General features: G+C 63.6%; 28 protein-coding genes. 20 read left to right on the top strand and 8 right to left on the bottom strand.

Annotated elements, in window-relative coordinates; genetic code table 11:
- Positions 1–14 precede the first annotated feature (14 nt).
- Genes flgM through ACZ0BA_RS05365 form a run of 3 tightly spaced genes read left to right on the top strand, consistent with a single transcriptional unit; the run spans position 15 to position 1,541 of the window.
- Positions 15–290, top strand: a complete 276-nt coding sequence (flgM, locus tag ACZ0BA_RS05375; RefSeq protein ID WP_463450300.1) for a flagellar biosynthesis anti-sigma factor FlgM — start codon at positions 15–17, stop codon at positions 288–290.
- Complete coding sequence (flgN, locus tag ACZ0BA_RS05370; protein WP_463450299.1) at positions 287–772, top strand: flagellar export chaperone FlgN; 486 nt, start codon at positions 287–289, stop codon at positions 770–772. The genes flgM and flgN overlap by 4 nt, the downstream gene beginning before the upstream one ends.
- Positions 759–1,541: a glycoside hydrolase family 73 protein gene (locus ACZ0BA_RS05365; RefSeq protein ID WP_463450298.1), complete on the top strand. Its 783-nt coding sequence runs from the start codon at positions 759–761 to the stop codon at positions 1,539–1,541. The genes flgN and ACZ0BA_RS05365 overlap by 14 nt, the downstream gene beginning before the upstream one ends.
- A gap of 30 nt (positions 1,542–1,571) precedes the next feature.
- Here the strand turns inward: ACZ0BA_RS05365 and flgA are convergent, their stop codons facing one another.
- On the bottom strand, positions 1,572–2,156 hold the full coding sequence (gene flgA / locus ACZ0BA_RS05360; RefSeq protein WP_463450297.1) for a flagellar basal body P-ring formation chaperone FlgA: 585 nt from the start codon (positions 2,154–2,156) through the stop codon (positions 1,572–1,574).
- Between the two features lie 302 nt (positions 2,157–2,458).
- Here flgA and flgB point away from each other — a divergent pair, with 302 nt between their 5' ends.
- The 12 genes from flgB (at position 2,459) to ACZ0BA_RS05300 (ending at position 12,617) form a co-directional block, all read left to right on the top strand.
- Positions 2,459–2,821 (top strand): flagellar basal body rod protein FlgB, encoded by a 363-nt coding sequence (gene flgB, locus ACZ0BA_RS05355; RefSeq protein ID WP_463450296.1) that lies wholly within the window; start codon positions 2,459–2,461, stop codon positions 2,819–2,821.
- A gap of 62 nt (positions 2,822–2,883) precedes the next feature.
- A complete protein-coding gene (gene flgC, locus ACZ0BA_RS05350) occupies positions 2,884–3,306 on the top strand; it encodes a flagellar basal body rod protein FlgC (RefSeq protein WP_463450295.1) in 423 nt (140 codons plus the stop codon).
- 3 nt (positions 3,307–3,309) lie between these two features.
- A complete protein-coding gene (locus ACZ0BA_RS05345; RefSeq protein ID WP_463450294.1) occupies positions 3,310–3,981 on the top strand; it encodes a flagellar hook capping FlgD N-terminal domain-containing protein in 672 nt (223 codons plus the stop codon).
- A gap of 24 nt (positions 3,982–4,005) precedes the next feature.
- Positions 4,006–5,235, top strand: coding sequence for a flagellar hook protein FlgE (locus ACZ0BA_RS05340; RefSeq protein ID WP_463450293.1), 1,230 nt, complete (start codon positions 4,006–4,008; stop codon positions 5,233–5,235).
- A 14-nt stretch (positions 5,236–5,249) separates the two neighbouring features.
- Positions 5,250–5,975: a flagellar basal body rod protein FlgF gene (locus tag ACZ0BA_RS05335; protein WP_463450292.1), complete on the top strand. Its 726-nt coding sequence runs from the start codon at positions 5,250–5,252 to the stop codon at positions 5,973–5,975.
- A gap of 32 nt (positions 5,976–6,007) precedes the next feature.
- Positions 6,008–6,799, top strand: coding sequence for a flagellar basal-body rod protein FlgG (flgG, locus tag ACZ0BA_RS05330; RefSeq protein ID WP_177196627.1), 792 nt, complete (start codon positions 6,008–6,010; stop codon positions 6,797–6,799).
- On the top strand, positions 6,799–7,473 hold the full coding sequence (gene flgH, locus ACZ0BA_RS05325) for a flagellar basal body L-ring protein FlgH (protein WP_463450291.1): 675 nt from the start codon (positions 6,799–6,801) through the stop codon (positions 7,471–7,473). Before flgG ends, flgH begins: the two co-directional genes overlap by 1 nt.
- A 50-nt stretch (positions 7,474–7,523) precedes the next feature.
- The gene (locus ACZ0BA_RS05320) at positions 7,524–8,645 is read left to right on the top strand and encodes a flagellar basal body P-ring protein FlgI (protein ID WP_463450290.1); all 1,122 of its coding nucleotides are present in this window, start codon (positions 7,524–7,526) and stop codon (positions 8,643–8,645) included.
- Positions 8,646–8,675: 30 nt separating this feature from the next.
- On the top strand, positions 8,676–9,122 hold the full coding sequence (locus ACZ0BA_RS05315) for a rod-binding protein (RefSeq protein ID WP_463450289.1): 447 nt from the start codon (positions 8,676–8,678) through the stop codon (positions 9,120–9,122).
- Positions 9,123–9,273: 151 nt separating this feature from the next.
- Entirely contained in the window at positions 9,274–10,644 is a 1,371-nt protein-coding gene (gene flgK / locus ACZ0BA_RS05310; protein ID WP_463450288.1) for a flagellar hook-associated protein FlgK, read from the top strand.
- Positions 10,645–10,653: 9 nt separating this feature from the next.
- Positions 10,654–11,559, top strand: a complete 906-nt coding sequence (gene flgL / locus ACZ0BA_RS05305) for a flagellar hook-associated protein FlgL (RefSeq protein ID WP_463450287.1) — start codon at positions 10,654–10,656, stop codon at positions 11,557–11,559.
- A 20-nt stretch (positions 11,560–11,579) separates the two neighbouring features.
- A complete protein-coding gene (locus ACZ0BA_RS05300; protein ID WP_463450286.1) occupies positions 11,580–12,617 on the top strand; it encodes a hypothetical protein in 1,038 nt (345 codons plus the stop codon).
- Between the two features lie 3 nt (positions 12,618–12,620).
- On the opposite strand, the gene ACZ0BA_RS05295 is transcribed toward ACZ0BA_RS05300, so the two are convergent.
- The 4 genes from ACZ0BA_RS05295 to ACZ0BA_RS05280 all read right to left on the bottom strand — a co-directional run bounded on the left by ACZ0BA_RS05295 (position 12,621) and on the right by ACZ0BA_RS05280 (position 16,922).
- Positions 12,621–14,771 carry a putative bifunctional diguanylate cyclase/phosphodiesterase gene (locus tag ACZ0BA_RS05295; RefSeq protein WP_463450285.1) on the bottom strand — a complete coding sequence of 717 codons (2,151 nt, stop codon included), beginning with the start codon at positions 14,769–14,771 and terminating at the stop codon, positions 12,621–12,623.
- A gap of 191 nt (positions 14,772–14,962) precedes the next feature.
- Positions 14,963–15,637 carry an amino acid ABC transporter permease gene (locus tag ACZ0BA_RS05290; RefSeq protein ID WP_463450284.1) on the bottom strand — a complete coding sequence of 225 codons (675 nt, stop codon included), beginning with the start codon at positions 15,635–15,637 and terminating at the stop codon, positions 14,963–14,965.
- 2 nt (positions 15,638–15,639) lie between these two features.
- Positions 15,640–16,488, bottom strand: a complete 849-nt coding sequence (locus ACZ0BA_RS05285; protein WP_463450283.1) for a transporter substrate-binding domain-containing protein — start codon at positions 16,486–16,488, stop codon at positions 15,640–15,642.
- Positions 16,489–16,511: 23 nt separating this feature from the next.
- A complete protein-coding gene (locus ACZ0BA_RS05280) occupies positions 16,512–16,922 on the bottom strand; it encodes a hypothetical protein (protein ID WP_463450282.1) in 411 nt (136 codons plus the stop codon).
- A gap of 54 nt (positions 16,923–16,976) precedes the next feature.
- On the opposite strand from ACZ0BA_RS05280, the gene ACZ0BA_RS05275 reads away from it, so the two are divergent.
- Positions 16,977–17,195 (top strand): DUF3460 family protein, encoded by a 219-nt coding sequence (locus tag ACZ0BA_RS05275; protein ID WP_463450281.1) that lies wholly within the window; start codon positions 16,977–16,979, stop codon positions 17,193–17,195.
- 3 nt (positions 17,196–17,198) lie between these two features.
- On the opposite strand, the gene ACZ0BA_RS05270 is transcribed toward ACZ0BA_RS05275, so the two are convergent.
- Together ACZ0BA_RS05270 and ACZ0BA_RS05265 are read right to left on the bottom strand one after the other, a co-directional pair.
- A complete protein-coding gene (locus ACZ0BA_RS05270) occupies positions 17,199–17,966 on the bottom strand; it encodes a YcbK family protein (protein WP_463450280.1) in 768 nt (255 codons plus the stop codon).
- 129 nt (positions 17,967–18,095) lie between these two features.
- Positions 18,096–18,929 carry an EAL domain-containing protein gene (locus ACZ0BA_RS05265; RefSeq protein WP_463450279.1) on the bottom strand — a complete coding sequence of 278 codons (834 nt, stop codon included), beginning with the start codon at positions 18,927–18,929 and terminating at the stop codon, positions 18,096–18,098.
- On the opposite strand from ACZ0BA_RS05265, the gene ACZ0BA_RS05260 reads away from it, so the two are divergent.
- The gene (locus tag ACZ0BA_RS05260; RefSeq protein ID WP_463450278.1) at positions 18,862–19,890 is read left to right on the top strand and encodes a class II glutamine amidotransferase; all 1,029 of its coding nucleotides are present in this window, start codon (positions 18,862–18,864) and stop codon (positions 19,888–19,890) included. The genes ACZ0BA_RS05265 and ACZ0BA_RS05260 overlap by 68 nt on opposite strands.
- A gap of 29 nt (positions 19,891–19,919) precedes the next feature.
- Here the strand turns inward: ACZ0BA_RS05260 and ACZ0BA_RS05255 are convergent, their stop codons facing one another.
- The gene (locus ACZ0BA_RS05255) at positions 19,920–20,321 is read right to left on the bottom strand and encodes a GNAT family N-acetyltransferase (RefSeq protein WP_463450277.1); all 402 of its coding nucleotides are present in this window, start codon (positions 20,319–20,321) and stop codon (positions 19,920–19,922) included.
- Between the two features lie 451 nt (positions 20,322–20,772).
- On the opposite strand from ACZ0BA_RS05255, the gene ACZ0BA_RS05250 reads away from it, so the two are divergent.
- The 3 genes from ACZ0BA_RS05250 to ACZ0BA_RS05240 all read left to right on the top strand — a co-directional run bounded on the left by ACZ0BA_RS05250 (position 20,773) and on the right by ACZ0BA_RS05240 (position 23,262).
- Entirely contained in the window at positions 20,773–21,795 is a 1,023-nt protein-coding gene (locus ACZ0BA_RS05250) for a sulfate ABC transporter substrate-binding protein (RefSeq protein ID WP_463450276.1), read from the top strand.
- Positions 21,796–21,899: 104 nt separating this feature from the next.
- The gene (locus ACZ0BA_RS05245) at positions 21,900–22,121 is read left to right on the top strand and encodes a TOBE domain-containing protein (RefSeq protein WP_019919846.1); all 222 of its coding nucleotides are present in this window, start codon (positions 21,900–21,902) and stop codon (positions 22,119–22,121) included.
- Between the two features lie 268 nt (positions 22,122–22,389).
- Positions 22,390–23,262 (top strand): serine hydrolase, encoded by an 873-nt coding sequence (locus ACZ0BA_RS05240; RefSeq protein WP_463454711.1) that lies wholly within the window; start codon positions 22,390–22,392, stop codon positions 23,260–23,262.
- The last annotated feature ends 36 nt before the right edge of the window (positions 23,263–23,298 follow it).

Genomic DNA, 23,298 nt, shown 5'->3' with positions numbered 1-23,298 from the left:
GCAGAGGCACTCGTATGCGAATCACAACCTCCACTCCGGACGGCATGACCGTCCAGCGCGTGGCCGACGCCGCGCCGGTCGAGGCCGGCGAGGCCGCCGCGCCGGCGCCGGCCGCCGCGCCGTTGCAGTCGGCCGTCATGCAGCCGGCGCTGCAGGCGATGCGCGACATGCCCGAAATCGACCAGGAAAAGGTCGACATGCTGCGCGACGCGCTGGCCAAGGGCGAACTGCCGTTCGACCCGGCCAAGCTTGCCGGCCTGATCCAGCGCTTCCACGGGAGCGAGAAGTGAGCACTACGGTGAGCACTGCGGTCAATACTGCGGTGAACGAGGGTGCCCGGAAAATCGCCGCCATGCCGCGTCAGGACGCCATGCGCGCGCTGCTGGCCGGCATCGCCGAAGATTTGCGGGCCTACCCGGCGCTGCAGGACTTGCTCGAGCAGCAGTTCCAGGCCGCGTTGCGCCACCAGGGCGCGCAACTGGGCCAGGTGGCGGATGCCATTTCGGCCCTGGTCGACACCTTGCAGGACCGCCGCGCCGAGCGCGTTGCGCTTGCGCAACGTTTACTTGGTCCAACTGCCAACATGGCTCAGGCATTTGCCTTGCTGAAAAATGCTGCCCGGGAGAAAATAGAGTCCGACTGGAAGACGCTGGAAACCATGGTGGTTGAATGCAAGCGTCTCAGCAAGCGCAATAGCGACTTGCTGTTAGAACAGCACAGCATCATGCAGCGCGTGCTGCATGGCGAGGACCAACTTTATGCGCCAGCTTAACAATATGCCCGCGACGGCCCCAACCGCCGCCACCGTATCGAACATGACCTCCAGCCGCCCCGTCGCGGCTGTTGGCGCTTTTGCGTCGTCTTCATCCTCCGGCACCTTCGGCTCGGCCTTCCGCCAGGTGCAGCAGGATGTCGCCACTTTCATCAGCCACGGCGGCGGCGGCTTTGGCGACGAGACGCCCTCGCCTGCCACGTCCCAGGCGATGAGCTTGCAAGCGATGGCGTTGCAGCGCTCTACCGGCGCCATTGACGGCGTCAACGCGGGCGGCATCGACAGCGATCTACAGAAACAATTCCTCGCCTCCATCAAGCCCTGGGCCGAAGAGACCGGCAGCAAGTTGGGCGTCTCGCCGGACGTGGTGTCGGCCCATGCCGCGCTGGAATCGGGCTGGGGCCAGCTGCCGCTGCGCAAGGGCGGCGCCGACACGAACAACCTGTTCGGCATCAAGGCCGGCGGCAACTGGCAAGGCGCGGTGGCGTCTGCCACCACCACCGAATACGAGCAAGGCGCGATGCTGAAGAAGACCGAGCGCTTCCGCAGCTATCCGGACACCGCCAGCGCCTTCCGCGACTACGCCGATATGCTTTCGAGCAATCCACGCTACCAGGCGGCGCTCAACACCGGCAACGACGCCCGCGCCTTCGCCACCGGCCTTGCGCGTGGCGGCTACGCCACCGATCCCGCCTACGCCGACAAGCTGAGCAAACTGGCGGCCCAGGTCCAGCGCGGCGCCAGCGCAGCGCTCGATTCCAAGCCTTAACACGCGATCAGCTGAAGCACATGACCCAACCTAGGGCTTGATCGTCACCGGCATGTCGGCCGGTTGCACGGTGCCGGGGCCGCTTACCTTGGCGCGGATGACGGTGCCGTTGGCGTTGCGCACCCGCACCAGCGAGCCGCGCGCGCCAGCGTCGAGCGCCTCGCCGGCCATGCTGACCTCGACCTGCTCGTTGCGCGCGACAATGCGCACCGCCTCCCCGCGCTTGACCAGGGTCGGCGAGGCCAACAGCGCCATGCGCAGCACCTCGCCGCCGCGCAAGGCGCGCTTGCCGCTCATGCCCACCACGTCCTGCGGATCGGAGATCGGATCGGTGATACTGGAAATATCGTGGCGCTCAAGCAACACGTCCTCATCGGCAATCACTTTGCCGGCCGGCACGTCGTTGGCGGCGACGGCGATGCGCGCCGACAGCTGGGCGCGCACCACGAACTCGTAGCGCCAGCCCGGCGCGCCCGCGCCGCTGGCGCACAGCGCGGCGAACTTCATGCGCCCCGGCGTGCGGGTATCGACCGCCTCGACCGTGACGGCCTGCGCGCACGCGGCCAGCGGCCGGCTGCCGCGCAACACATTCAACTCGAATTTAGGCTCTATCAATCCGCTACTGTCTGCCCAGCGCAACACATGTTGACGGGCCGCAGCCTCCACCAAAACCGGTACCTGCTCGGCGTTTGTGGGGCTGGAGGCGGCAAAAGTGTTAAAAATTGTTGTGCTAAGCAGCAACATTCCACCTAAACCAGTTACAATACTTTTGTTGAACATGGGCAATACCTCTACTATGATGCGGAGAGCGATGGTAGTTAAACCGCTGTGCCATCATTTTACATTGGCAGTAACGTTTTGCACTCATGCAACACCGTTTTTTAGCAACGCAGGCTGATTTTGGACAGGGGAAGACTATGGGCATCAACTTCAAGGAAGCGGCAGGGGTCCACGCCGACGCGCTGCAACTGCGCGCCGAACGTACCCGCATCCTGGCCACCAACCTGGCCAACGAGAATACACCGGGCTTCCAGGCGCGCGACATGGATTTTGCCGCGACCCTGGCCAACACCCAGGCCGAGGCGGCCGGCGACATCGGCGGCGACGACGGTGCCGCCTCGATGTACCGCGTGCCCTACCACCCGACCCGCGACGGCAACACCGTCGAGATCGGCGTCGAGCAGGCGGCGTTTTCGCAAAACGCCTCAGACTTCCAGACCAGCCTGACGTTCGTGACGATGCGCCTGCGCGGCATCGCCAAGGCCATCAATGGCCAGTGAGCACGCCGTAACGGCTGCCGCAGTGGACCGCAACCTCGCCCGCATCAACCACGGAGTAACCCATGTCCTTTAAAAATATTTCCGAGATCGCAGGGTCGGCCATGTCGGCCCAGAGCGTGCGCCTCAATACCATCGCCAGCAACCTGGCCAACGCCGATTCGGTCAACGGCAACGAAGCCGACACCTACCGCGCCCGCAAGCCGGTGTTCTCGACCGTCATGAGCGACAGCTTCGACGGCGACATGCAGGCCGGCGGCAAGGTGCAGGTGATCGACGTGGTCGAGTCGGCCGAGCCGCTGCGCAAGGTCTACGAGCCGGGCCATCCGATGGCCAACGCCGAGGGCATGGTGTTCTACCCCAACGTCAACGAAGTAGCGGAGATGGCCGACATGATGTCGGCCTCGCGCGCCTTCGAAACCAATGTCGAAGTCCTGGGCCGTATCCGCGGCATGCAGCAATCCCTCCTCAAACTCGCTGAAGGTTAAGCCATGGCAGTCAGTCTCCTCAACAACAGCAGCGCCAGCGCCGGCAATGCCGGTACCAGCGTCACCGGCAACGCCGCCAGCGCCTCCTCGGACATGTTCACCAAATTGCTGGTGGCGCAGATCCAGAACCAGGACCCGCTGTCGCCGACCGATCCGTCGCAGTTCGTCCAGCAGCTGACCCAGCTGTCGCAGACCGAGGCGTTGCAGAACCTGTCCTCGCTCACCAGCGCCAATTCGAGCGTGCTGCAAAGCATGCAAGTGATCTCGCTGGGCGCCCAGGTCGGCTCGGACGTCATGGCCGAAACCGGCAGCATCAAGATCGATGGCAAGACCGCCGTCACGGGCCAGACCACGCTGGCGGCCTCGAGCACCGCGACCAGCGTCGTGCTGACCGCCGACGACGGTACCAAATATTCGGTCAAGCTGGGCACGCAAGCGGCCGGCACGGTACCGTTCACGATCGATACGGCCGGAATGAAGATTCCAGAGGGCACCTACAAGCTGTCGGTCGAAACCAGCTCCAAGGAATCCCCGCCGGTCGACGTCCAGGGCCGCCTGAACAGCGTGCGCCTGTCGGCCGCCGGCGGCGTGGTGCTCAACGTCAGCAACATCGGCGAGATCGCGCCGACCTCGATTACCGCCTTCAACGGCAAATCCGCCTCTGCCATTCAATAATCTTTACTTAGGAAGGACTCCATCATGAGTTTCGATATCGCATTGTCTGGCATCCAGGCTATCAACGAATCGCTGAACAGCACCAGCCAGAACATCGCCAACGCCGGCACCTACGGCTACAAATCGTCGCGCGCCAACTTCTCGTCGCTGGTGTCGGGCGACGTCCAGACCGGCGTCATGATCGGTTCGACCACGCAAAGCATCAGCAAACAGGGCGGCGTGCTCAACACCGGCCGCGCGCTCGACGCCTCGATCAACGGCCGCGGCTTCTTTGTCACCAAGGACCAGAACTCGGGCCAGACCGAATACACCCGCGTCGGCATTTTCGACGCCTCCAAAGATGGCTTCCTGGTCGACGCCACCGGCCGCAAGGTGCAGGGCTACCCGATCAAGCAAGGCACCAACACGCTCGGCGCGCTCGGCGACGTGCCGATCCCGACCGGTTCGATCCCGGCCGTGGCATCGAAAAACATCGACTACGTCGGCAACATGTCGGCCGACTGGGCCGCGCCTACCAGCACTTGGCCGGCGGCGCCAGGCGTCACCCCGGCCGCCCCGGCAGACCCGTCGACCTTTAACATGTCCAAGGCGTCCGTGCTCTACGACACGCTCGGCGGCAAGCATACGTTGACCCAGTATTTCAGCCGCAATGCCAGTCCCAGCGGCGTTGACGTCCATTATGTGCTCGACGGGACCGAGGTAGGCACCGGAGCGTTGGCGTTCGACACCACTACCGGCCAGTTGACCACACCGGCCACCGGCGTCATCGCACTGAACTTGTCGACGCTGACGGCCGACAACGGCGGCAAATATAACTCGATTGACCTCGATTACAAGGGCACCACCGGCTTCGCCGGCGAGGCCACCACCAGCGCCAACTCCGCCGACGGCTACGCGGCCGGCACCTTCACCGGCATCGCGCTGGGCACCGACGGCTCCGTCATCGCCAGCTACAACAACGGCCAGAAGCAAGCCGTCGGCCGCCTGGCGATCGCCACCTTCCCGGACGAGGGCTCGCTGCAGGCCATCGACGGCACCAGCTGGATCGAGTCGGTCGATTCCGGCACGCCGCTGGTCAATGCCCCGGGCGTGGGCCAGGGCGGCAACATCAACACTTCGTCGCTGGAGCAGTCCAACGTCGACATCACGTCCGAACTGGTCGGTCTGATGACCTCGCAGCGCAACTACCAGGCCAACTCGAAGGTCATCCAGACCGAGAGCACGATGCTGCAATCGCTGATGCAAGCGATCTAAGGAACGACTGAGCCATGGACGCGTTGCTTTACACAGCGGTAAGCGGGGCCGAACGGGCCCTGCGCGGACAACAGGTGCGGGCCAACAACCTGGCCAACATCGACACCGGCGGCTTCCGCGCCAATATGGAACTGGCCACGGCGCAAACCGTCCAGGGCTACGGCTACGACGACCGCCACATGTCGCAGTTGCAGGCGAACTCGGTGTCGACCCGCCAGGGCACGCTCAAGGCCACCGGCCGCGAGCTCGACGTCGCCGTCTCCGGCGTCGGCTTCCTGGCCGTCGACGGCCCGACCGGCGAGGCTTACACCCGCGCCGGCAACATGGCGCTCGACGAGAACGGCACGCTGCGCATCAACGGCAACGTGGTGCTGGGCGAAGGCGGCCCGATCACCCTGCCCGAGTACAGCAAGATCGACATCGGCACCGACGGCACCATCTCGATCCAGAATCCGGGCACGACGGTCATGCAAACGGTCGACAAGCTGCGCCTGGTCAAGGCCGAGGCGTCCGAGCTGACCAAGAACGAAGCGGGCCTGCTGATCACCCGCGACGGCGTGCCGCTGGCCACCGACGCGACCGTGGTGATACGCGCCGGCCACCTCGAGGGCAGCAATGTCTCGGCGGTGGAGGAAATGGTGGCCACCATGAGCCTGAACCGCACGTTTGAAATCCAGATGAAATTATTCAAGGCCAGTGACTCGATGGCCGAAACCGGTAACCGCCTGATCAGCGGCTAAGCTGATCCCCATACCATTATCAGGAGCAATTCATGAATCCAGCAATGTGGATCAGCAAGACCGGCGTGCAAGCGCAAGACCAGAAACTGCAAGCCATCGCCAACAACCTCGCCAACGCCAACACCGTCGGCTTCAAGCGCGACCGCGTGGTGTTCGAAGACCTGTTCTACTCGATCGAACAGCAGCCGGGCGCGCAAGTGGCCGACAACAACACGCTGGCGCCGTCGGGCGTGCAGCTCGGTAACGGCGTGCACATGGTCGGCACCCAGAAGGTGTTCACCAACGGCAGCCTGCAAACCACGGGCCGCGACCTCGACGTCGCCGTCATGGGCAACGGTTTCATGGCCGTGCGCCAGCCCAACGGCGAGACCGCCTACACCCGCGCCGGCCAGTTGCAGGTCGACGCCAACGGCATCCTGGTCAACGCCCATGGCCTGCCGCTGATTCCACAAATCACCGTGCCGCCGACCGCCACCGCGCTGACCATCGGCGAGGACGGCACCGTCTCGGCCACCATCGCCGGCACCGCCACCCCGAGCCAGCTCGGCCAGTTGACGCTGACGAGCTTCATCAACCCGACCGGCCTGATGGCGCTGGGCGAGAACCTGTTCGCCGAAACCGCCTCGAGCGGCACGCCGACCGAAGGCGCGCCGGGCACCGCCCAGTGGGGCAAGCTCAAGCAAGGCACCCTGGAAGGCTCGAACGTGCAGGTGGTCGAGGAAATGGTCGACATGATCGCCGCCCAGCGCACCTACGAAATGAACACCAAGGTGCTGTCGGCCGCCGACAATATGCTGCAATACCTGGCGCAGGCGGCACGCTGATGAAAGCCGCTTTGCACACCCTGGCACTGGTGGTCGCGGCCTCGCTGCTGGCCGGGTGTGCCGCGATCCAACCGCCGCCGGTGCGTCCCGGACCGTCCGACGACGCGCCCACCGTCAACCGCGTGATGGGACCGAAGGGCAGCTCGGGCGGCGTCTACAGCGCCGACCTGGGCCTGTCGCTGACTTCCGACAGCCGCGCCTTCCGCGTCGGCGACGTCGTCACCGTGAGCCTGCAGGAAACCACGCAGGCGAGCAAAAAGGCCGGCACCAGCTATTCCAAGGATTCGGACAACAACATCAACGCCCCCAGCCTGCTGGGCAAGGTGTTCCCCAAGGCGTCGATCGGCCTGGGCTCGTCGAGCAACTTCGCCGGCGACGCCACCAGCACCCAGCAAAACGCTTTGACCGGCGCCATCACCGTGATCGTGCAGGAAGTGCTGCCGAACGGCCTGCTGCGCGTTTCCGGCGAAAAAACGCTGACCCTGAACCAGGGCGAGGAATTCGTCCGCTTGCGCGGCTACCTGCGCGCGGCCGACATCGACGCCAACAACCAGGTGTCGTCGCTGCGCATCGCCAACGCCCGCATCGCCTATTCGGCGCAGGGCACCCTGGCCGATACGCAATCGGCCGGCTGGCTGTCGCGCTTCTTCACCGGTCCGTATATGCCGTTTTAATACCGGCCGTTTTAAGTTGCTTAGTTGTAAAATTTTTTGGATTGAACATCATGAACTTCCGCAAGTTGCACCGACTTTTGGCCCTGCCCCTGGCGCTGTGCCTCACGCTGACCGCGACGGTGCCGGCGCAGGCCGCGCAAGTGCTGCGCAACCTGGTCGCCGTCGAAGGCATGCGTGACAATCCGCTGGTCGGCTACGGCCTGGTGGTTGGACTGAACGGCAGCGGCGACTCGACCCAGGTCAAGTTCGCCAGCCAGTCGGTCATCAACATGCTCAAGCAGTTCGGCGTCAAGGTACCGGACGGCACCGACGCCAAATCGAAAAACGTCGCCACCGTGATGGTCTCGGCGGTGTTCCCGCCCGGCTACCGCAAGGGCCAGAACATCGATGTGGTGGTGTCGTCGATGGGCGACGCCAAAAGCCTGCGCGGCGGCGCCCTGCTGCTGACCCCGCTGCGCGCGGCCGACAATGAAGTCTACGCACTGGCCCAGGGCAACGTCGTGGTCGGCGGCTTCAGCGCCCAGGGCAAGAGCGGCTCGTCGGTGACGGTCAACACCCCGACCTCGGGCCGCATTCCGAGCGGCGCGGCGATCGAACGCGAGATCGCCAGCGATTTCGCCACCAAGCCGAGCGTGCGCCTGTCTCTGCGCCATCCGCACTTCCAGACCGCGATTAATATTGTCGATTCGATCAACAAGCGCTTCGGCGACATCGCCACCGCCAGCGACGCCACCAGCGTCGACGTTGTCGCCCCGGCCAACCCGACCCAGCGCATCGCCTTCATGGCCAAGCTCGAGGCGCTGTCGATCGACGTCGGCGACGATTCCCCGAAAGTGGTGTTCAACTCCCGCACCGGCACCGTGGTCATCGCCGAGGGCCTGCGCGTGCGCGCGGCCGCCGTCACGCACGGCTCGCTCAAGGTGGTGATCTCCGAAAGCACCAAGGTCAGCCAGCCGAACGCGCTGGCCGCCGGCAACACCGTGGCCACGCCGCAATCGCAGGTCAGCGTCGACCAGGGCTCGGGCCGCATGTTCAACTGGCCGGCCGGCGCCAAGCTGCAGGGCATCATCGACGTCATCAACAGCCTGGGCGCCTCGCCCGACGACATCATGGCGATCCTGCAGGCGCTCGACAACGCCGGCGCCATCGAAGGCGAACTGGTCGTTATCTGACCGTCATCTCATCGCATGCAAGGAGCGTTCATGAGCATCCCAGCCCCCTTCGATCCCAGCAAGCTGCGGCTCGGCGTCGCCGACAAGCTCAGCGACGTGCACGTGGCGCCGGTGGCGGCCCAGCCGGGCGACACGGTCGACCCGGCCTACCGCGCCAAGGTGACCGAGGCCGCCGTCAAGTTCGAGAGTTTCTTTATCAGCCACATGCTGCACCAGATGCGCTCGGGCACGCGCGAGCTGTCCGCCGAAGACAGCGTCTTCAAAAACAAGGTCAACCAGGACATGCTGGACATGGCCGACAACCTGGTGGCCGACCAGATGGCCGGCCGCCGCGCGTTTGGCGTGGCCGACGTCATCCTGCGCCAACTGTTGCCGGCAGCAGCCCCGGTGGTGGCGCCGCCCGCGCCGAAAACGGCCGCCAGGTCGGCCACCCCGGCCGCCGCAGACGCGCCGGAGGGCGCGGCGCCTGCGGCCTGAGCCGGGAAAACTTCCCGGATGGAAATTTTATGCGTGCATCGCTTAATCCTGGCCGGTTAGCTGTCGCCTTGTACTGATAACGGAGCGCTCGCGGTAGCTTAGCGCTGCAAGCGACCGCTCCTTCGGCCTTCACCAGGAAAGACCCCGCACCATGAGCATCTCTTACAACGCACTGTCGGGCGCCCTGGCCGCCCAAGCCGCCATCAACACCGTCAGCCAGAACATCGCCAATTCGCAGACCAAGGGCTACACCCGCCAGGGCGTGCTGTTGCAGTCGATCGGTTCCGACCCCGGTGTCAACAGCCCCGGCAACGGCGTGCAGGTCGGCGCGTTGCTGCGTTTTAGCGACTCGTACAAATCGCAGCAGATGTGGCGCGCCAATTCGGACCTGGGCCAGCGCTCGCAGGTCCAGCCCTACCTGACGCAGCTGGAAAAGGTGATGGCCGACAAGACGTCCAGCATCAGCTACGGCGTCGACAACTTCTTCAAGGCGCTCAACGCCGCCGCCGTCGACCCGACCTCAACGCCGCTGCGCCAGCAGGTCATCACGATGGCCGACTCGATGTCGCAACAGATCAACAGCATTTACAACCTGACGGCGACCCAGCGCGTCTCGCTCGACCAGCAGCGCACCACGATGCTGCCCTCGATCAACGAATCGCTGGCCGGCATCGCCGCGCTGAACAAGCAGATCATCCAGGTCGGTTCCGCCGGCACCAGCACCTCCGGCCTGATCGACCAGCGCGAACAGCTGATCGACGGTCTGTCGGCGCAGGTGGCGGTGGAAGTGCTCAACAATCCCGATGGCAGTGTCAGCGTTTCGCTCAAGACCGGCCAGCCGCTGGTGGTCACCGACATGGCGGCCAAGCTGGGTTTCAACACCTTGTCGGGTACCCAAAACCTGGAACTGACGTTCGCCAACACCACTTTCAAGCTCGACGACAGCAAAGTCGGCGGCCAGCTGGGCGGCCTGGGCGATTTCCTGAAAAACACTCTCGAGCCGCTCCAGCTGTCGATCTCCGAGATCGCCGAGAAGATGTCGAAAATGGTCAACGACCAGCTAAAACTCGGCTTTACCGCGCCCGGCGTGAACGGCACCGACCTGTTCGTGTTTAACCCCTCCAGCGCCACCGGCCTGCTGGGCATCGATCCGACCATCACGGCGGCAGGTCTGGCCTTCTCCAACGACGGCACCCCGGGCAACAGCAGCAACTTGCAGGTGCTGATCGACATCAAGAGCCAGCCGATCGTGTTGACCGGCCTGGGCAGCGTGCTGCTCAACGACGCCGACACCCAGGTGGTCGGCAAGCTGGCCGTCGAAAGCCAGCAAAACCAGGCGCTGCTCAAGACCGCCACCACCATCCGTCAGCAGTCCGAAGACGACTGGAAATCCACCAGCGCGGTCAACCGCGACGAGGAGGCGATCAATCTGATCGAGTTCCAGAACATGTACCAGGCCAATATGAAGGTCATTTCGGTGGCGAACAACCTGTTCGACGCCACCTTGCAAATGTTTAACTAAGGAAACGTCATGCGTATCGCCTCAAGTCAATACCAGGCCACCATGAACCGTGGCCTGCAGGAAAATCAGAGCTGGGTCTCCAGGCTGACCGAGCAAATGGCCGCCGGCAACCGCATCATGGTGCCGTCGGACGATCCGATCGGCGCCGTGCGCATCTCGCGCCTCACGCGCGAGGAGGCCATCGTTGGCCAGTACCGCGAGAACATCGCCGCCAGCAAGATCCGCCTGGCCAGCAACGAAGAATATCTGAGCAGCATGACGCGCGACATCACCTCGCTTAACGACCTGCTGGTGCAGGCTGCGGACGGCAGCAACTCGACGGCCGACCTGAAGGCGACCGTCACCTCGCTGACCGCGTTGCGCGACAGCCTGCTCTACACCGCCAACCAGAAGGACCAGGAAGGCCGTTACATCTTTTCCGGCACCGAAACCAACACCGAGCCGCTGCAGGCCACGCCCGGCCCACCCGTGACGTACGCCTACATGGGCAACCAGGGGCAGCAAAAGACCGTCATCGGCAACGGCATCACCCAGACCGTCAATGTCAACGTCGACGGCCTGCAGGACCTGCTGACCAAGCTGAGCGCCACGATCGACGCGCTGTCCGATCCGGCGATGTTGGCCGGCAGCGCCACGGTGCGCACCGCGCTGACCGACAACATGGACAGCGCCACCGCGACGCTCGACATGTTGGCCGGCAAGGTCGCCCAACTGGGCGGTGCCCAGAACATCATGAACACGCTCGACGACAACCACGCCAACGTCAGCCTGTCGAACAAAACCGCGATCCTGGACCTGGGGCAACTCGACTATGCGGAGGCCGCCACCGAGTTGTCAGGGTATAATTTATCGCTGGAAGCGTCATACAAGGCGTATTCCAAGGTGAGCAACCTGTCGTTGTTCAGCATCCTGTAACCACGTCGTCACGCTAGCGTATGCAAATCTCGCCCCAACCCACCCCCACCGTCATTGTCCCCGGCGGCGCCGGCAATGCCAGCGCGGTGGACGGCACCGCGCTCGGGCTGAACGGCGAGAACGCGGCCACGTCCACCCCGGTCAATCCGACGCCGACCTCGGCGGCGCCGTTGCGTCGCGGCCTGACCAATATGGACCAGCCGCTGCAGGGCGAGATCTCCGGCGCCCAGCAAGCCCTCGACTTCCTCGAACAGAGCGCCGGACAGTTGCGCAGCCTCAAGGCCGACCTCAGCGCGCGCCTGGCCAGCCGCCAACGCGCCGATGGCACGCTGGAGGCGCGCGTGCGCCAGTTCAGCAACAGCTGGCGCACCCGTTCGCAGGCGTCCGGCGGCACGCTCGACGCCCAGCTCAACTTCAGCAACCAGACCACCAACACGCGCTTCAACGTGCGTGGCATGAACCTGACCAACCTGCGTCCGGGCGGGCGCGAAGTGCTGGCCATCTCGCTGGGCGGACAGAACCTCAGTTCGGTGGTGCTGGAACCGGGCCTGACCGATCAGCAGATCGCCCAGCGCTTCGACACCGCGCTGGCGCCGAGCGGCGTGCGCACAACCTTGGGCGAGGACGGCCAGCTCGAATTCACCGTGCCCGAATCGCAATGGGCCAACCTGCGCGACACCATCGCCGTGCAAGGCGGCGGCCAGCGCTTCCCCACCGGCCAGCTGAACCGCGTCAAGGCCGAGGCGCAGGCGCCGGCGGTCGATCCGGACAATTGGCAAACCGCCGATGTGGAATCGATCCGCACCACGTTGCAGCAAGTGTTGCAGGCGCTGGCGCAGGTCGAACGTTCGATCGCCTCGGTGCAGACGGCGCTCAACCAGGCCGCCGCGCGGGTCAAGAACACGGTGCCGGCCGGCACCACCGACGGCATGGAGCAGGTCGCGCAGAACTTCGTGAAGACCGCGAAACAGCCCGGCTACCAGTCGTTGCTGTCGATCACGTCGGCGTTGGCCGGCATCAGCCGCGAGCGCGTGGTGTCGCTGCTCAGTTTGCGCTGACCTTCACTGCAACCTCGGCAAGCCCTGCCGCGCCAGCGCGCTGAACGCGTCGGCCGGCATCGGTTGCGCGTACACATAGCCCTGCGCGAAATCGCAGCCGGCCAGCTCCAGCAGATTGCTCTGCGCCACCGTCTCGACACCCTCCGCCACCACCCGCAGCCCCAGTTTGTGGGCCATCAGTATCAGCGCCTCGCACATGGCCAGGTCGCCGCTGTCGCTGGCCAGGTGCTGGATGAAGCTGTGGTCGAGCTTGAGCAGGTCGATGCCGAAATGCTTGAGGTGGGCCAGCGACGAATAGCCGGTGCCGAAGTTGTCCAGCGCCACCTGCAAGCCCATCTCGCGCAGCTCGCGCAGGCGGTCGCCGACCTGGGCCGCGCCGTCGAGCAGCACGCCCTCGGTAATCTCGATAATCAGGCTGCGCGGCGACAGTCCCAGCTCGGCCGCGTAGTCGAGCCAGCCCACATACAGCGCGGTGTCGCCGCGAAACTGCGCGGTCGACTGGTTGATGCCGACGAGGAAGCCCGCGCCGAGCTCGTCCTGCCACTGGCGGGCCTGTTTGGCCGCCTGGCGGAACACCCAGTCGCCGATCTCCATCATCAGCCCGCCCGACTCGGCGAACTGCAGGAACTCGGCCGGCGCCAGCAGCTCGCGCTGCGGATGGCGCCAGCGCAGCAGCGCCTCGGCGCGCTCGATCCGGCCGCTGCGCAGGTTGACGATGGGCTGATAATGCAACTCGAACTGCCGGCCCGACAGCGCCGAGCGCAAATCGACGGTGACCTGCTGGCGCGCCTGCGCCGCCTTTTGCAGTTCTGGCGTGAAATAGCTGTAGCGGTTGCGCCCGCCCTGCTTGGCCGCGTACATGGCCTGGTCGGCGTTGCGCAGCAGCGCCTCGGGCGTGTTGGCGTCGGCAGGAAACACCGAGATGCCGATGCTGGCCGACACCGACGGGTGGGCCATGCCCAGGGTGAACGGCCGGTTCAGGCGCGCCAGGATGGTCTGCGTGATGCGCTCGATGGCGCTGATTTGCTCCAGTCCGGTCAAGATCACGGTGAACTCGTCGCCGCCCAGCCGCGCCACCGTATCGGAGGTGCGCACGCAGGCGCCGATGCGGTGCGCCGCCTCGACCAGCAGCACGTCGCCCTGCTCGTGGCCCAGCGTATCGTTGACCAGCTTGAAGCCGTCGAGGTCGATAAACAGCAAGCCCAGCAGTACGCCCTCGCGGCGCGCCTTCTTGACTTCCTGCTGCAGCCGGTCATGGAACATGTGGCGGTTGGGCAAGGCGGTCAAGCTGTCGAAGTTGGCCTGCTGCCAGATCAGTTCGGTCGAAGCGCGGGTGGCCGTGATATCGCTCACCAGCGCCAGCGCGCCCAGGTAGCCGCCGTCGCCGTCGAAGATGGGGTTGGTGGCCAGGGTCACCCACAGCTCGGCGCGGTCCTTGCGCAGGAACTTGAACTCGTGGCGCTCGGCCACGCCGCGCTGGCGCCGCGCGATATTGCGCTCGAGGATGGCGCGGCCCTCGTCGTCCATGAACGCCACCAGCGGCTGGTCCAGCATTTCCTCGATGGTGTAGCCGAGCATGAGCGCCATTTTAGGATTGACAAAGCTGGTGCGGGCGCTGGCGTCGATTTCCCAGATGCCCTCCTCGGCACAATGGACGATGCGGCGGAAACGCTCCTCGCTGCGCTCGAGCGCGGCGCTCTTGCCCTCGGCCGGCTCGACCACCACGCGCAGCGCTGCGCCGCCGGCGTCGGCGCTGGCGCGCAAGGTCACCGGAAAACCCTGCTGGTTGCGCGCGCGCACCATCTGCAGGTCGCACTGTTCCGGCTGGACACTGTCGAGAGCGTGCCGCACAAAGCGGTCGAAGTCCTCGTAAAAGCGCGGCGCGATGAACTGGCGGAAAGGGGTCTGCTCGGCATTGGACCGGGACAAGCCCAGCAGGTCCGCCCCGACCACATTCAGTTGCAGGATGGCGGTATCGGGGCCGAGCACGAAATAGCCGACCGGCGCCAGCAGATAGATATCGTTGAAATAGGACGTCTCGGCCACGGCCTGGCCGGTCCCGGCGACAGCGGCCGCCAGATTGGCCTCGCCGGGCTCGCCGATAGTTGCCATCCCGGCCCCATAGGGCACCGGGGCCGCCTTGGTACTGGACATTTGCTTCTCCATACCCTCCCTTTGCATCGCCCCAACTCCGGGGTCGGGTCCACCATTTCTACACGGGCTCATACGACGACGGCGGACCCGGCCGCAACGTCGGCGCAGCGCATGCCGACATCGGCGCTGCCCACGGCGGCATGAAACTAGACTAGCATTTACGCGTGGGGATGTCGAGAAAACACGGGAAGTTAGCGATGTGCACGGTTCAAACGTTGTTCCGCGCGTCGTTGCAGCGCCTCAAACAGCAGGCTGAGCGCCCAGTAGATCAGCGCGGCGGCCAGATACAGCGGCAGCGGCCGGAACGTCGTCGCGATCACTTCCTTGGTCGAGAGCATCAGTTCGGTCATGGTGATGACCGATACCAGCGAGGTGTCCTTGATCAGGCTGATCAAGGTGTTGCTCATCGCCGGCACCGCGATTCGTAGTGCCTGCGGCAACACAACGTGGCGCAAGGTGGTCCAGTAACCGAGCCCGAGACTGTAGCTGGCCGCCCATTGCCCCTTGCTGACCGCGCCGATGGCGCCGCGCAGGCTTTCGGACAGGAACGCTCCCGAGTTCAGACTCAGCGCCAGGATGCCGGCCGTCACCGGGGTGAATTCGATGCCGACGCTGGGCAGCCCGTAGTAGATGACGAACATTTGCACCAGCAGCGGCGTGCCGCGCATCAGGCTGACATACACGGTGGCCGGCCAGCGCAGCAAGCGATACGGCAGGATGCGCATCACCGCCACCGGGAAGCCGATCAACAAGCCGCCCAGCATCGAGGCCAGCGCGAAGATCACCGTGTAGCCGGCGCCGCGCAACATGACCGGCGCCGCCTCCACCAGCAGCGCCTTCAGCTCCAGCACGCCCTGCCAATCCATGCTCAGGGCGCCTTGCTGACGTCAATACCGAACCATTTGACCGAAATCGCCGTCAGGCTGCCGTCGGCGGCGGCGTCGGCAAGCGCCTTGTTAAGCGCGGCTTTGAACTCGGGATTGCCCTTGTGGAAGGGAATGCCCATGCGCTCGACCGCGCCGACCCGCGCGCCGGCCTTGATCGGCAACTTGGAGATCTTCAACAAATAGGCCGACATCAGACTGTCGTTGAGCGCGGCGTCGATCCGGCCGCTGGCCAGGTCCGACATGGTGTCGGGCGCGGCCGCATAGCTGCGCACGTCGATGCCGGGCACCGCCCGGGCTTGCTGCTCGTAGACGCTGCCCTGTCCCACGCCCAGTTTCTTGCCCTTCAGATCGGCCAGCGACGTGTAGGCGGCCTTGTCGTCCTTGCGCACGATCAGCTGCGGAATCGAATAAATGTACGGCGTGGAAAAGTCGAACGCCTGCTCGCGCTTGGGATTGATGCCGACCTGCGAAACGATCACGTCGTATTTATTGGCTGACAGTCCGGCCAGAATGCTCGCCCACTCGCTGCTGACGAACTCCACCTTCAAGCCTAGCCTGGTCGCCAGCAGGCGCGCGACGTCGACGTCGTAACCGGCCAGCTGTCCGGTCTTCTGGTCCTTGTAATTAAACGGCGGATAGGTTCCCTCGAGCGCCACCTTCAGCGTGCCGCGCGCCTTGACGGTGGCCAGCAGGTCCGCCGCCGAGGCAGTGGCCGGCGCCCATCCCGTGGCCAGGCCGGCCGTCAACAACAAGGTCAAGGCCAGCGATCGCAGCGCCGGACGGCGCCCAGCGTGGATGGCGGATACAACACCGAAACCGGATATCTGCATGGAATTCCTTATAGTGGCAGGCGCTACCAGGCGCCCATACGACGACGCAGGCCGAAATTGTGGCCCACGACCAGGATCGAGGTGGCGATTAAACCGCTGAGCCCGATCATCAACTGTACCAGCTTATCGTCCGGCAGCACCCACAGCGAGCCCTGCGGCGCCTCGTCGGTGCGCGCCGCCGCCATGATAAGGGGCGCCACCCATTGGGCTTCCGGCGTAACATCCAAAATCAGCGCGCCGTCCTGTGTGGTCTGCATATAAATCTCGCCGCCTTCGGCCAGCGTGAAGCAGACACCGTAACCGGCTTCGTTCTTGCCGATATGTTGCTGCAGGCTGAGGTTATGTTCCTCGATCCACAGTTCGACATCGGCCGGGCTTTCGAGCCCCTGCCACGGCACCGGCTTGAAACGCGGCGGCTCGTTATTATCTTGCATACTCATCCCATTGACTGGCCAAGCCGCCAGTTTACTCGATAGGAGGAATTGACGATGAAATTCAAATCTCTGTTCGCCCCCCGCCGCAAAGACTATGTGTCCGACTACGGCCAGTTTCTCAACGGCTTCATGCGCGAGCATCCCGAGGTCAAACGCGACCAGGAGCTTGGCTGGCGGATCTGGTGGGAGCGCCCGGTGAATCCGCGCGCCATCGATGAGGAACGGCAGGCCAATCTGAAGCCGACAGCCTACCATTCCTACCATTACGAGTAGGCGTCAGCCCTTCCAGGTGCGTTTGAGGCCGGTATCGGCGTGGATCCAGCCGCCGCGCGGGCCGGCGCGGTAGTAGAAGCCGACGCCGCCCTGGCGGAAGCTCTTGACCAGGCCGCCGAGCACTTCGGCGTTCAGGTTGGCGATGCGGATGTCGGCGGCGCGGCCCTCGATGTGCAGGGACTGGCGGGCGGCAGGCACGCCGGCCTCGCGCAGCTTGTTGTTCGACGCCGAGGTGCGGTAGCCCGACAGGATCTCCAGCGGCGTATCGATGCCGTAGCGCTGCACGAACGCCTGGGTGCCCCATAAGGTTTCAAACAGTTTGGGGTCGATGCGCGCGGTTTCCTTGCCGTTGACGTCGCGCAGCAGGTGGCACAAGTCCTGGTAGGCCGATTCGATGATCTCGCCGTCGCGCCAGTACAGCAGCTTGGCGCGCTCGTTGCTGGCGGGACGGTACACCTCGATGGTGCGCGGCTTGAGCCAGAACTCCATGTCCAGCAGCTGGGCGTCGAAGATGTCCGGCGGTGGTTCGATCTCGCCCGAGCCCAGTCCCGATGGTGCCGACTGCGACGATGCCGACGCCATGCTGGCGGCCGGCCGCGCCTGCGTTACCACGGCCGGAACCGCAACGCGCGCCGTTGCCGGCTTGGCGGCCGCGCTGGCGGCGGTTTTGCGCGCCGCGTTGTCCGATGCACACCCTATCAACGGCACGGACAGGAAACCCGCCGCCGTCAACCCCAAGCCCTGCTGTAAAAACTCTCTGCGCGATGCCATAGCTATTCCGTAAAACTCGATAGGGATACTATAGCGTAAGCAGGGGGAAATGAAAAACACGGCTGCGCTGCCGCGTAACGCTGCGCACCGAGCGCGGACCAACAATCCAAGTCAGCGACGCGGCAAGCGTCAAGCGGCGGCGGCCACCGGCTCCGGCTGCAGCAAGGCCGCGCGCGGCTCGTCGAGCAGATAGCCTTGCGCCAGCAGCGGCACACCGGCGGCGTCGCTCAACTGCCGCAGTACCGTCAATGTCTGCGGGGTTTCCACGCGCTTGAACAGCACCAGCACGTCGGCGGCGGCCGAACGGCGCAACAAGGTGAGTAAATTATCGGTGTCGTGCAGTTCGCGCGCGTCGATCTTGAACACATCCGGCCGCAGACGGTCCAACACCTGCAGGCCATCCTGCGCGCTGGCGACGTTGACGGCGAAGCGGAAACCGTTGCGCCGGTAATTGTCGGACACATAATTCAACAGCCAGCCCTGCTGCGGCGTGGCCGCCGGCAGTTGCAGCACAATGCGCGACAACGGCAACTCCAGCGCGTCGAGAATGCGGCGGAACGCGTGACCGTGGTTGCTGCTGACGGCGCTGAGCAAGCGGTCGTGCACGTTCAGGTACAGATCGGCGTCGGCGTTGGGCGCCGTGTCGGCCTGGCGGAAGAAATTAATCGAATGCAGCATGCGGCACAAGCGGTCGAGCTCGATGGACTCGTCGTCGCTGGCGGCGTGGTCGAGCAGCTTCCACAGCGACAGGCCCATGTCCTGCGCCGACACGCTGCGCGCCAGCCCCTCGTAGGCGTGGACGGCGCCGGTCTCGAGCTGACGGATCGGCTGGAAGGCGCTGCTCATGGTGCAATTGAAAAACCGCCCCTGCGCCTTGCCCTCGTGATCGAGCCAGATGCTGGTGGCGGCGCCGGTCGCGTCGGATAGACGCGCCAGGTACTTTTGCAGGACGGGAAATGACATGGGTTCCTCAACGGATACAGGCAATGTCGACAGCGTATGCGGGCACCGCAGAAAGCAGAACGAATGCTTTCACCTATGGATATGCCAAAACATTCCTTCCTCTCGCACGGGGGCGCGGCTATCGTGGGACATCGTCAACCACACACCCAGACCCATGTGCCAACTACTCGCTATGAACAGCAGCAAGCCTGCCGCCGTGGATTTTTCGTTCGCGGGCTTTGCCGAACGGGGAGGACGCACGGGCGAACACAAGGATGGCTGGGGCATCGCGCTGCACACCAGCGGCGGTTGCCGGCTCTACACGGACTTCCTGCCGTCGATCGATTCGCCGCTGGCCGCGCAGTTCAAGCAAAACCCGATCAAGGCGAAAAACGTCGTGGCCCATATCCGCAAGGCCACCCAGGGCCGTATCTCGCTGGAAAACAGCCATCCGTTCACGCGCGAGCTGTGGGGACAGACCTGGTCGTTCGCCCACAATGGCGATTTGAAGCTGTTCAATCCCAACCCCAGCCTGTACGCGCCCTGGGGCGACACCGACAGCGAGCGGGCGTTTTGCCACCTGCTGTCGGGTCTGGCGCTGCGCTTCGAGCAAGCGCCGCCGCGCCACCTGCTGTACCGAACGCTGGAGACGCTGGCCGGAGAAATCGCCGACTACGGCACCTTCAACTTCATTTTGTCGAACGGCGAGCTGATGTTCGCGCATTGCAGTACCGATTTGCACTTCGTGGTGAGGGAGTATCCGTTTTCGGTGGCCAAGCTGATCGATTGCGATCTGAGCATCGATTTCAGCAAGCACAACCATCTTGACGACCGGATTGCCGTGATCGCCACGCAGCCGTTGACGTCGAACGAAGCGTGGACCAGGCTGGCGCCCGGCGAGCTCAAGTTGTTTGTCGGTGGTGAGGAAGTGGGCGCGGCGCCCGCCAGGCGCGAGGAATGGCAGCTGGCGGTTTGTTGCTGAAAGGCCGTCGGCCGAGCACCGACGGCGGATTACGCTGAATTACAGTTACAGAAACGCTTGCGCTTGGCCGCATCCGGCACGCCGGCCTCGTCCAGCTGTTTCCAGAAGAACACCGTCTCCACGCCGTAAGGCGAGCGAACCTTGCCGGCGTCCACATAGCCGCGCGCCGCGAAAAACGCCTGTCCGGTCGCCGTGCTATGCAACTGCAAAGCCTTGACGCCCCAGCTGCAAGCCTGTTCCTCGACCCGCGCCAGCAAGGCCGTGCCGACGCCCTGCCCGCGCGCTTCCGGTAACAGATAGCACAAAGCCAGCTTGCCGGCGCCTGTCAGCAAGGCGACGCCGACCACAACGCCTTCGCTGACGGCGACCAGCGAAAAATTGGTAGGCGAGCTGAACCAGCTGGCCACCATTTGCGGAGTTTTGTTGCCCAACCAGGCGTCCAGGATCGCTGGATCGTTCTTATGGTCGAGCTCACAACACTCCGTGATAGATCGGCGCAAAACATCGCACGCCGCGTCCGCATCTGTCGAAACAGCAATGCGGACTTCAAGACTCCGAATTTCAAGACTCATGTACGCTCACAAATATTCCCGATAGCAAAACGAAGTCGCGTCAAATCGCCTTCTCAGTGCCTGATTCGACTATACACCAAGCTGCCAAAGCCGTTGCGGACGGGTCAAAATTGCGTCGCTCGACACCGCTTTTCACGATGACAGCCTAGTGGCTGGCCCTGCTTTTGCCCACGAATGATTTCAAAAATCGTTATACGATTTTTCATCAAAACTTCGCTCGATTCATACGGTCTAAGCATATTACAAAAAATTCGTATCTTTTCCGGGCGAAATTTTACACCATGGGCGTCTGATATTACGAAAGCTTATTATGACCAACAAAAATCCTGCTCGCCGCCGCGTTATCACCTCGTTCCTGGCCGCCTCGGCTATGTTGATGGGCCTGCCCCTGCAGGCCAGCGCCGCCGAAGTGGTCTTGCTGAACGCGTCGTATGATGTCGCGCGCGAATTGTTCAAGGACATCAACCCGGTATTCGTTGCCGACTGGAAGAAGACCACAGGTGAAACCGTCAACGTCAACCAGTCGCATGGCGGCTCGTCCAAGCAGGCCCGTTCCGTCGCCGATGGCATGGAAGCGGCGGTTGTCAGCATGAACCAGGCCAATGACATCGACATGCTGGCCGATCGCGGCCTGGTGGTGCAGGACTGGGCCAAGAAGTTCCCCAACAACGCAGCGCCGTTCTACTCGACGATGGTATACCTGGTCCGCAAGGGCAACCCGAAACAGATCAAGGATTGGGCCGACCTGGCCAAGCCGGGTGTCAAGGTTGTCATCCCGAATCCTAAAACCGCCGGCAACGGCCGCTATACATATCTGGCGGCATGGGGCTCCGTGCTGAAAAAAGGCGGGACCGAGGCGCAAGCGCGCGACCTGGTCACAAAAATCTTCAAGAACGTGCCGGTGCTGGACGCGGGCGGACGCGGCGCCACCACCACCTTCACCCAACGCGACATCGGCGACGTGCTGGTGACGTTTGAGAACGAGGTGAACCTGGTGCGCGCCGAATTCGGCGACAACTTCGAGGTGGTCTATCCGTCGATCTCGATCCTGGCCGAATCGCCGGTGGCGGTGGTCGACAAAGTGGTCGACCGTCGCGGGCTGCGCAAGCAGGCCACCGGCTACCTGAACTTCCTCTACACCGAGGCGGCGCAGGACATCATCGCCAAGCACTACTTCCGTCCGCGCTCGGAGGCGGCGTTCAAGAAGTACAGCGCCAACTTCCGTCAAATCAGCATGTTCACGGTCGATGACGTCTTCGGCGGCTGGAAAGCGGCCCAGAAGAAGCATTTTGACGACGGCGGCGAGTTCGACAAGATCTACCAGAACAAATAAGGATATACGGATCGATTCGTTTGCAAAGGCCGCGAATGGCCGTAATCTGGATGGGTAGTAATTAGCCGCAGTCGCTAGCTGCCCAACCAGACAAAGGATGTACGATGGCCATTTCTGAAATTAATGTACGTAACCAGTTCCGCGGCAAGATCAAGGAAATCATCTTTGGGCCGGTGGTATCGGAAGTCGATGTGGAAACCCAGCACGGCATCGTCACCTCGGTGATCACGTCACGCTCGATCCACGATCTGGACCTCAAAGTGGGCAGCGAAGTAATCGCCCTGGTGAAGTCGACCGAAGTATCGATCGCCAAGATCAGCAGCTAAGGCGACGTCCACCTGCAACACCCCGTAGCAACTGCAATACCGGCCGCCGCCGCAGCCGGAAAGCCGATAAAGCCCCGAGCGCTCCCCCCGCCCCGGGGCTTTATTTCTGCTTGATACAAAATAATAGAATCCGTAGGTTACATACAATAGACGAGAAACCACTTTAATGTTATCGTCTATCCTTCGTATTGCCGCATAGCTAGACTTAGTTTTGCGTCGCGCCTTCCGCAGGCGCCCGTTTCACTCCTCACTCCCAAGAATACCTAACATGCTCAAGAAAATTGTCGCTGTATTGCTGAGTACGTTCACTGCGGCTGCGCTCGCAGTGCCGCTCGGCTCGCAGTCCGTGCTGGTTGTCGAAGACGACACCGGCAAGGTTCTGCTCGAAAAAAATTCCACTGTTCAAGTGCCGATCGCCTCGCTGACCAAGCTGATGACAGCGATGGTGGTGCTCGACTCCAAACCGGACATGCTGGCGCCCATCAGCATCGACCAGTCCGACGTCGATATGCTGAAGCACAGCACCTCGCGCGTGCCGGTCGGCGCCGAAATTCCGCGCGGCGACGTGCTGCAGTTGGCGCTGATGTCGTCAGACAACCGGGCCGCCGCGTCGCTGGCGCGGACCTATCCGGGTGGTACGGCCGCGTTCAAGGCGGCGGTCAACGCCAAGATCCGCGCACTGGGCTTGACCCAGACCGTGATCGAGGAGCCGACCGGTTTGTCGCCGCATAACCGTTCGACCGCAACCGATCTGGTCAAAATGGCAAAGGCCGCTTCGACCTATCCCGAGATCGCCCGCATCACCACGGACACCAAGGACATCATCAAGATCAAGGGTCGCCAGGTGGAGTATCACAACACCAACCGTCTGGTCGGCGCCAAGGGCTGGGATGTCGGTTTGTCCAAAACCGGTTATACCGAAGAAGCTGGTCGCTGCCTGATCATGCGGTTCAAGTCTGGTGGAAAAAATAACACTTTGGTGTTGTTGAATGCGAAAGCAAATTCGGCGCGCTTGATGGATGCGTTCAACATCCGCCGGTTTATTTCGGGTCCGATTGAGCAACCAAAAGTATTAAAGGCTGCGGCAAAGACCAAGAAAAAAGCCATCAAGGCCAGCAAGCGGAATCGCCGGGCGATGTGATTTTTCGGTTGTTGTGGCAATGGAGAACCGGACTTT

It is taken from the genome of Duganella sp. AC917 (assembly GCF_979258245.1).
This window is presented reverse-complemented; position numbering and strand designations above follow the sequence as displayed.

Excerpts from the sequence above, each read along its gene's own strand:
- flgM (WP_463450300.1), top strand. The coding sequence starts at position 15 with ATGCGAATCACAACCTCCACTCCGGACGGCATGACCGTCCAGCGCGTG.
- ACZ0BA_RS05365 (WP_463450298.1), top strand. The coding sequence starts at position 759 with ATGCGCCAGCTTAACAATATGCCCGCGACGGCCCCAACCGCCGCCACC.
- flgB (WP_463450296.1), top strand. The coding sequence starts at position 2,459 with ATGGGCATCAACTTCAAGGAAGCGGCAGGGGTCCACGCCGACGCGCTG.
- flgC (WP_463450295.1), top strand. The coding sequence starts at position 2,884 with ATGTCCTTTAAAAATATTTCCGAGATCGCAGGGTCGGCCATGTCGGCC.
- ACZ0BA_RS05345 (WP_463450294.1), top strand. The coding sequence starts at position 3,310 with ATGGCAGTCAGTCTCCTCAACAACAGCAGCGCCAGCGCCGGCAATGCC.
- ACZ0BA_RS05340 (WP_463450293.1), top strand. The coding sequence starts at position 4,006 with ATGAGTTTCGATATCGCATTGTCTGGCATCCAGGCTATCAACGAATCG.
- ACZ0BA_RS05335 (WP_463450292.1), top strand. The coding sequence starts at position 5,250 with ATGGACGCGTTGCTTTACACAGCGGTAAGCGGGGCCGAACGGGCCCTG.
- flgG (WP_177196627.1), top strand. The coding sequence starts at position 6,008 with ATGAATCCAGCAATGTGGATCAGCAAGACCGGCGTGCAAGCGCAAGAC.
- flgH (WP_463450291.1), top strand. The coding sequence starts at position 6,799 with ATGAAAGCCGCTTTGCACACCCTGGCACTGGTGGTCGCGGCCTCGCTG.
- ACZ0BA_RS05320 (WP_463450290.1), top strand. The coding sequence starts at position 7,524 with ATGAACTTCCGCAAGTTGCACCGACTTTTGGCCCTGCCCCTGGCGCTG.
- ACZ0BA_RS05315 (WP_463450289.1), top strand. The coding sequence starts at position 8,676 with ATGAGCATCCCAGCCCCCTTCGATCCCAGCAAGCTGCGGCTCGGCGTC.
- flgK (WP_463450288.1), top strand. The coding sequence starts at position 9,274 with ATGAGCATCTCTTACAACGCACTGTCGGGCGCCCTGGCCGCCCAAGCC.
- flgL (WP_463450287.1), top strand. The coding sequence starts at position 10,654 with ATGCGTATCGCCTCAAGTCAATACCAGGCCACCATGAACCGTGGCCTG.
- ACZ0BA_RS05300 (WP_463450286.1), top strand. The coding sequence starts at position 11,580 with ATGCAAATCTCGCCCCAACCCACCCCCACCGTCATTGTCCCCGGCGGC.
- ACZ0BA_RS05295 (WP_463450285.1), bottom strand. The coding sequence starts at position 14,771 with ATGTCCAGTACCAAGGCGGCCCCGGTGCCCTATGGGGCCGGGATGGCA.
- ACZ0BA_RS05290 (WP_463450284.1), bottom strand. The coding sequence starts at position 15,637 with ATGGATTGGCAGGGCGTGCTGGAGCTGAAGGCGCTGCTGGTGGAGGCG.
- ACZ0BA_RS05285 (WP_463450283.1), bottom strand. The coding sequence starts at position 16,488 with ATGCAGATATCCGGTTTCGGTGTTGTATCCGCCATCCACGCTGGGCGC.
- ACZ0BA_RS05280 (WP_463450282.1), bottom strand. The coding sequence starts at position 16,922 with ATGCAAGATAATAACGAGCCGCCGCGTTTCAAGCCGGTGCCGTGGCAG.
- ACZ0BA_RS05275 (WP_463450281.1), top strand. The coding sequence starts at position 16,977 with ATGAAATTCAAATCTCTGTTCGCCCCCCGCCGCAAAGACTATGTGTCC.
- ACZ0BA_RS05270 (WP_463450280.1), bottom strand. The coding sequence starts at position 17,966 with ATGGCATCGCGCAGAGAGTTTTTACAGCAGGGCTTGGGGTTGACGGCG.
- ACZ0BA_RS05260 (WP_463450278.1), top strand. The coding sequence starts at position 18,862 with ATGCTGGTGGCGGCGCCGGTCGCGTCGGATAGACGCGCCAGGTACTTT.
- ACZ0BA_RS05265 (WP_463450279.1), bottom strand. The coding sequence starts at position 18,929 with ATGTCATTTCCCGTCCTGCAAAAGTACCTGGCGCGTCTATCCGACGCG.
- ACZ0BA_RS05250 (WP_463450276.1), top strand. The coding sequence starts at position 20,773 with ATGACCAACAAAAATCCTGCTCGCCGCCGCGTTATCACCTCGTTCCTG.
- ACZ0BA_RS05245 (WP_019919846.1), top strand. The coding sequence starts at position 21,900 with ATGGCCATTTCTGAAATTAATGTACGTAACCAGTTCCGCGGCAAGATC.
- ACZ0BA_RS05240 (WP_463454711.1), top strand. The coding sequence starts at position 22,390 with ATGCTCAAGAAAATTGTCGCTGTATTGCTGAGTACGTTCACTGCGGCT.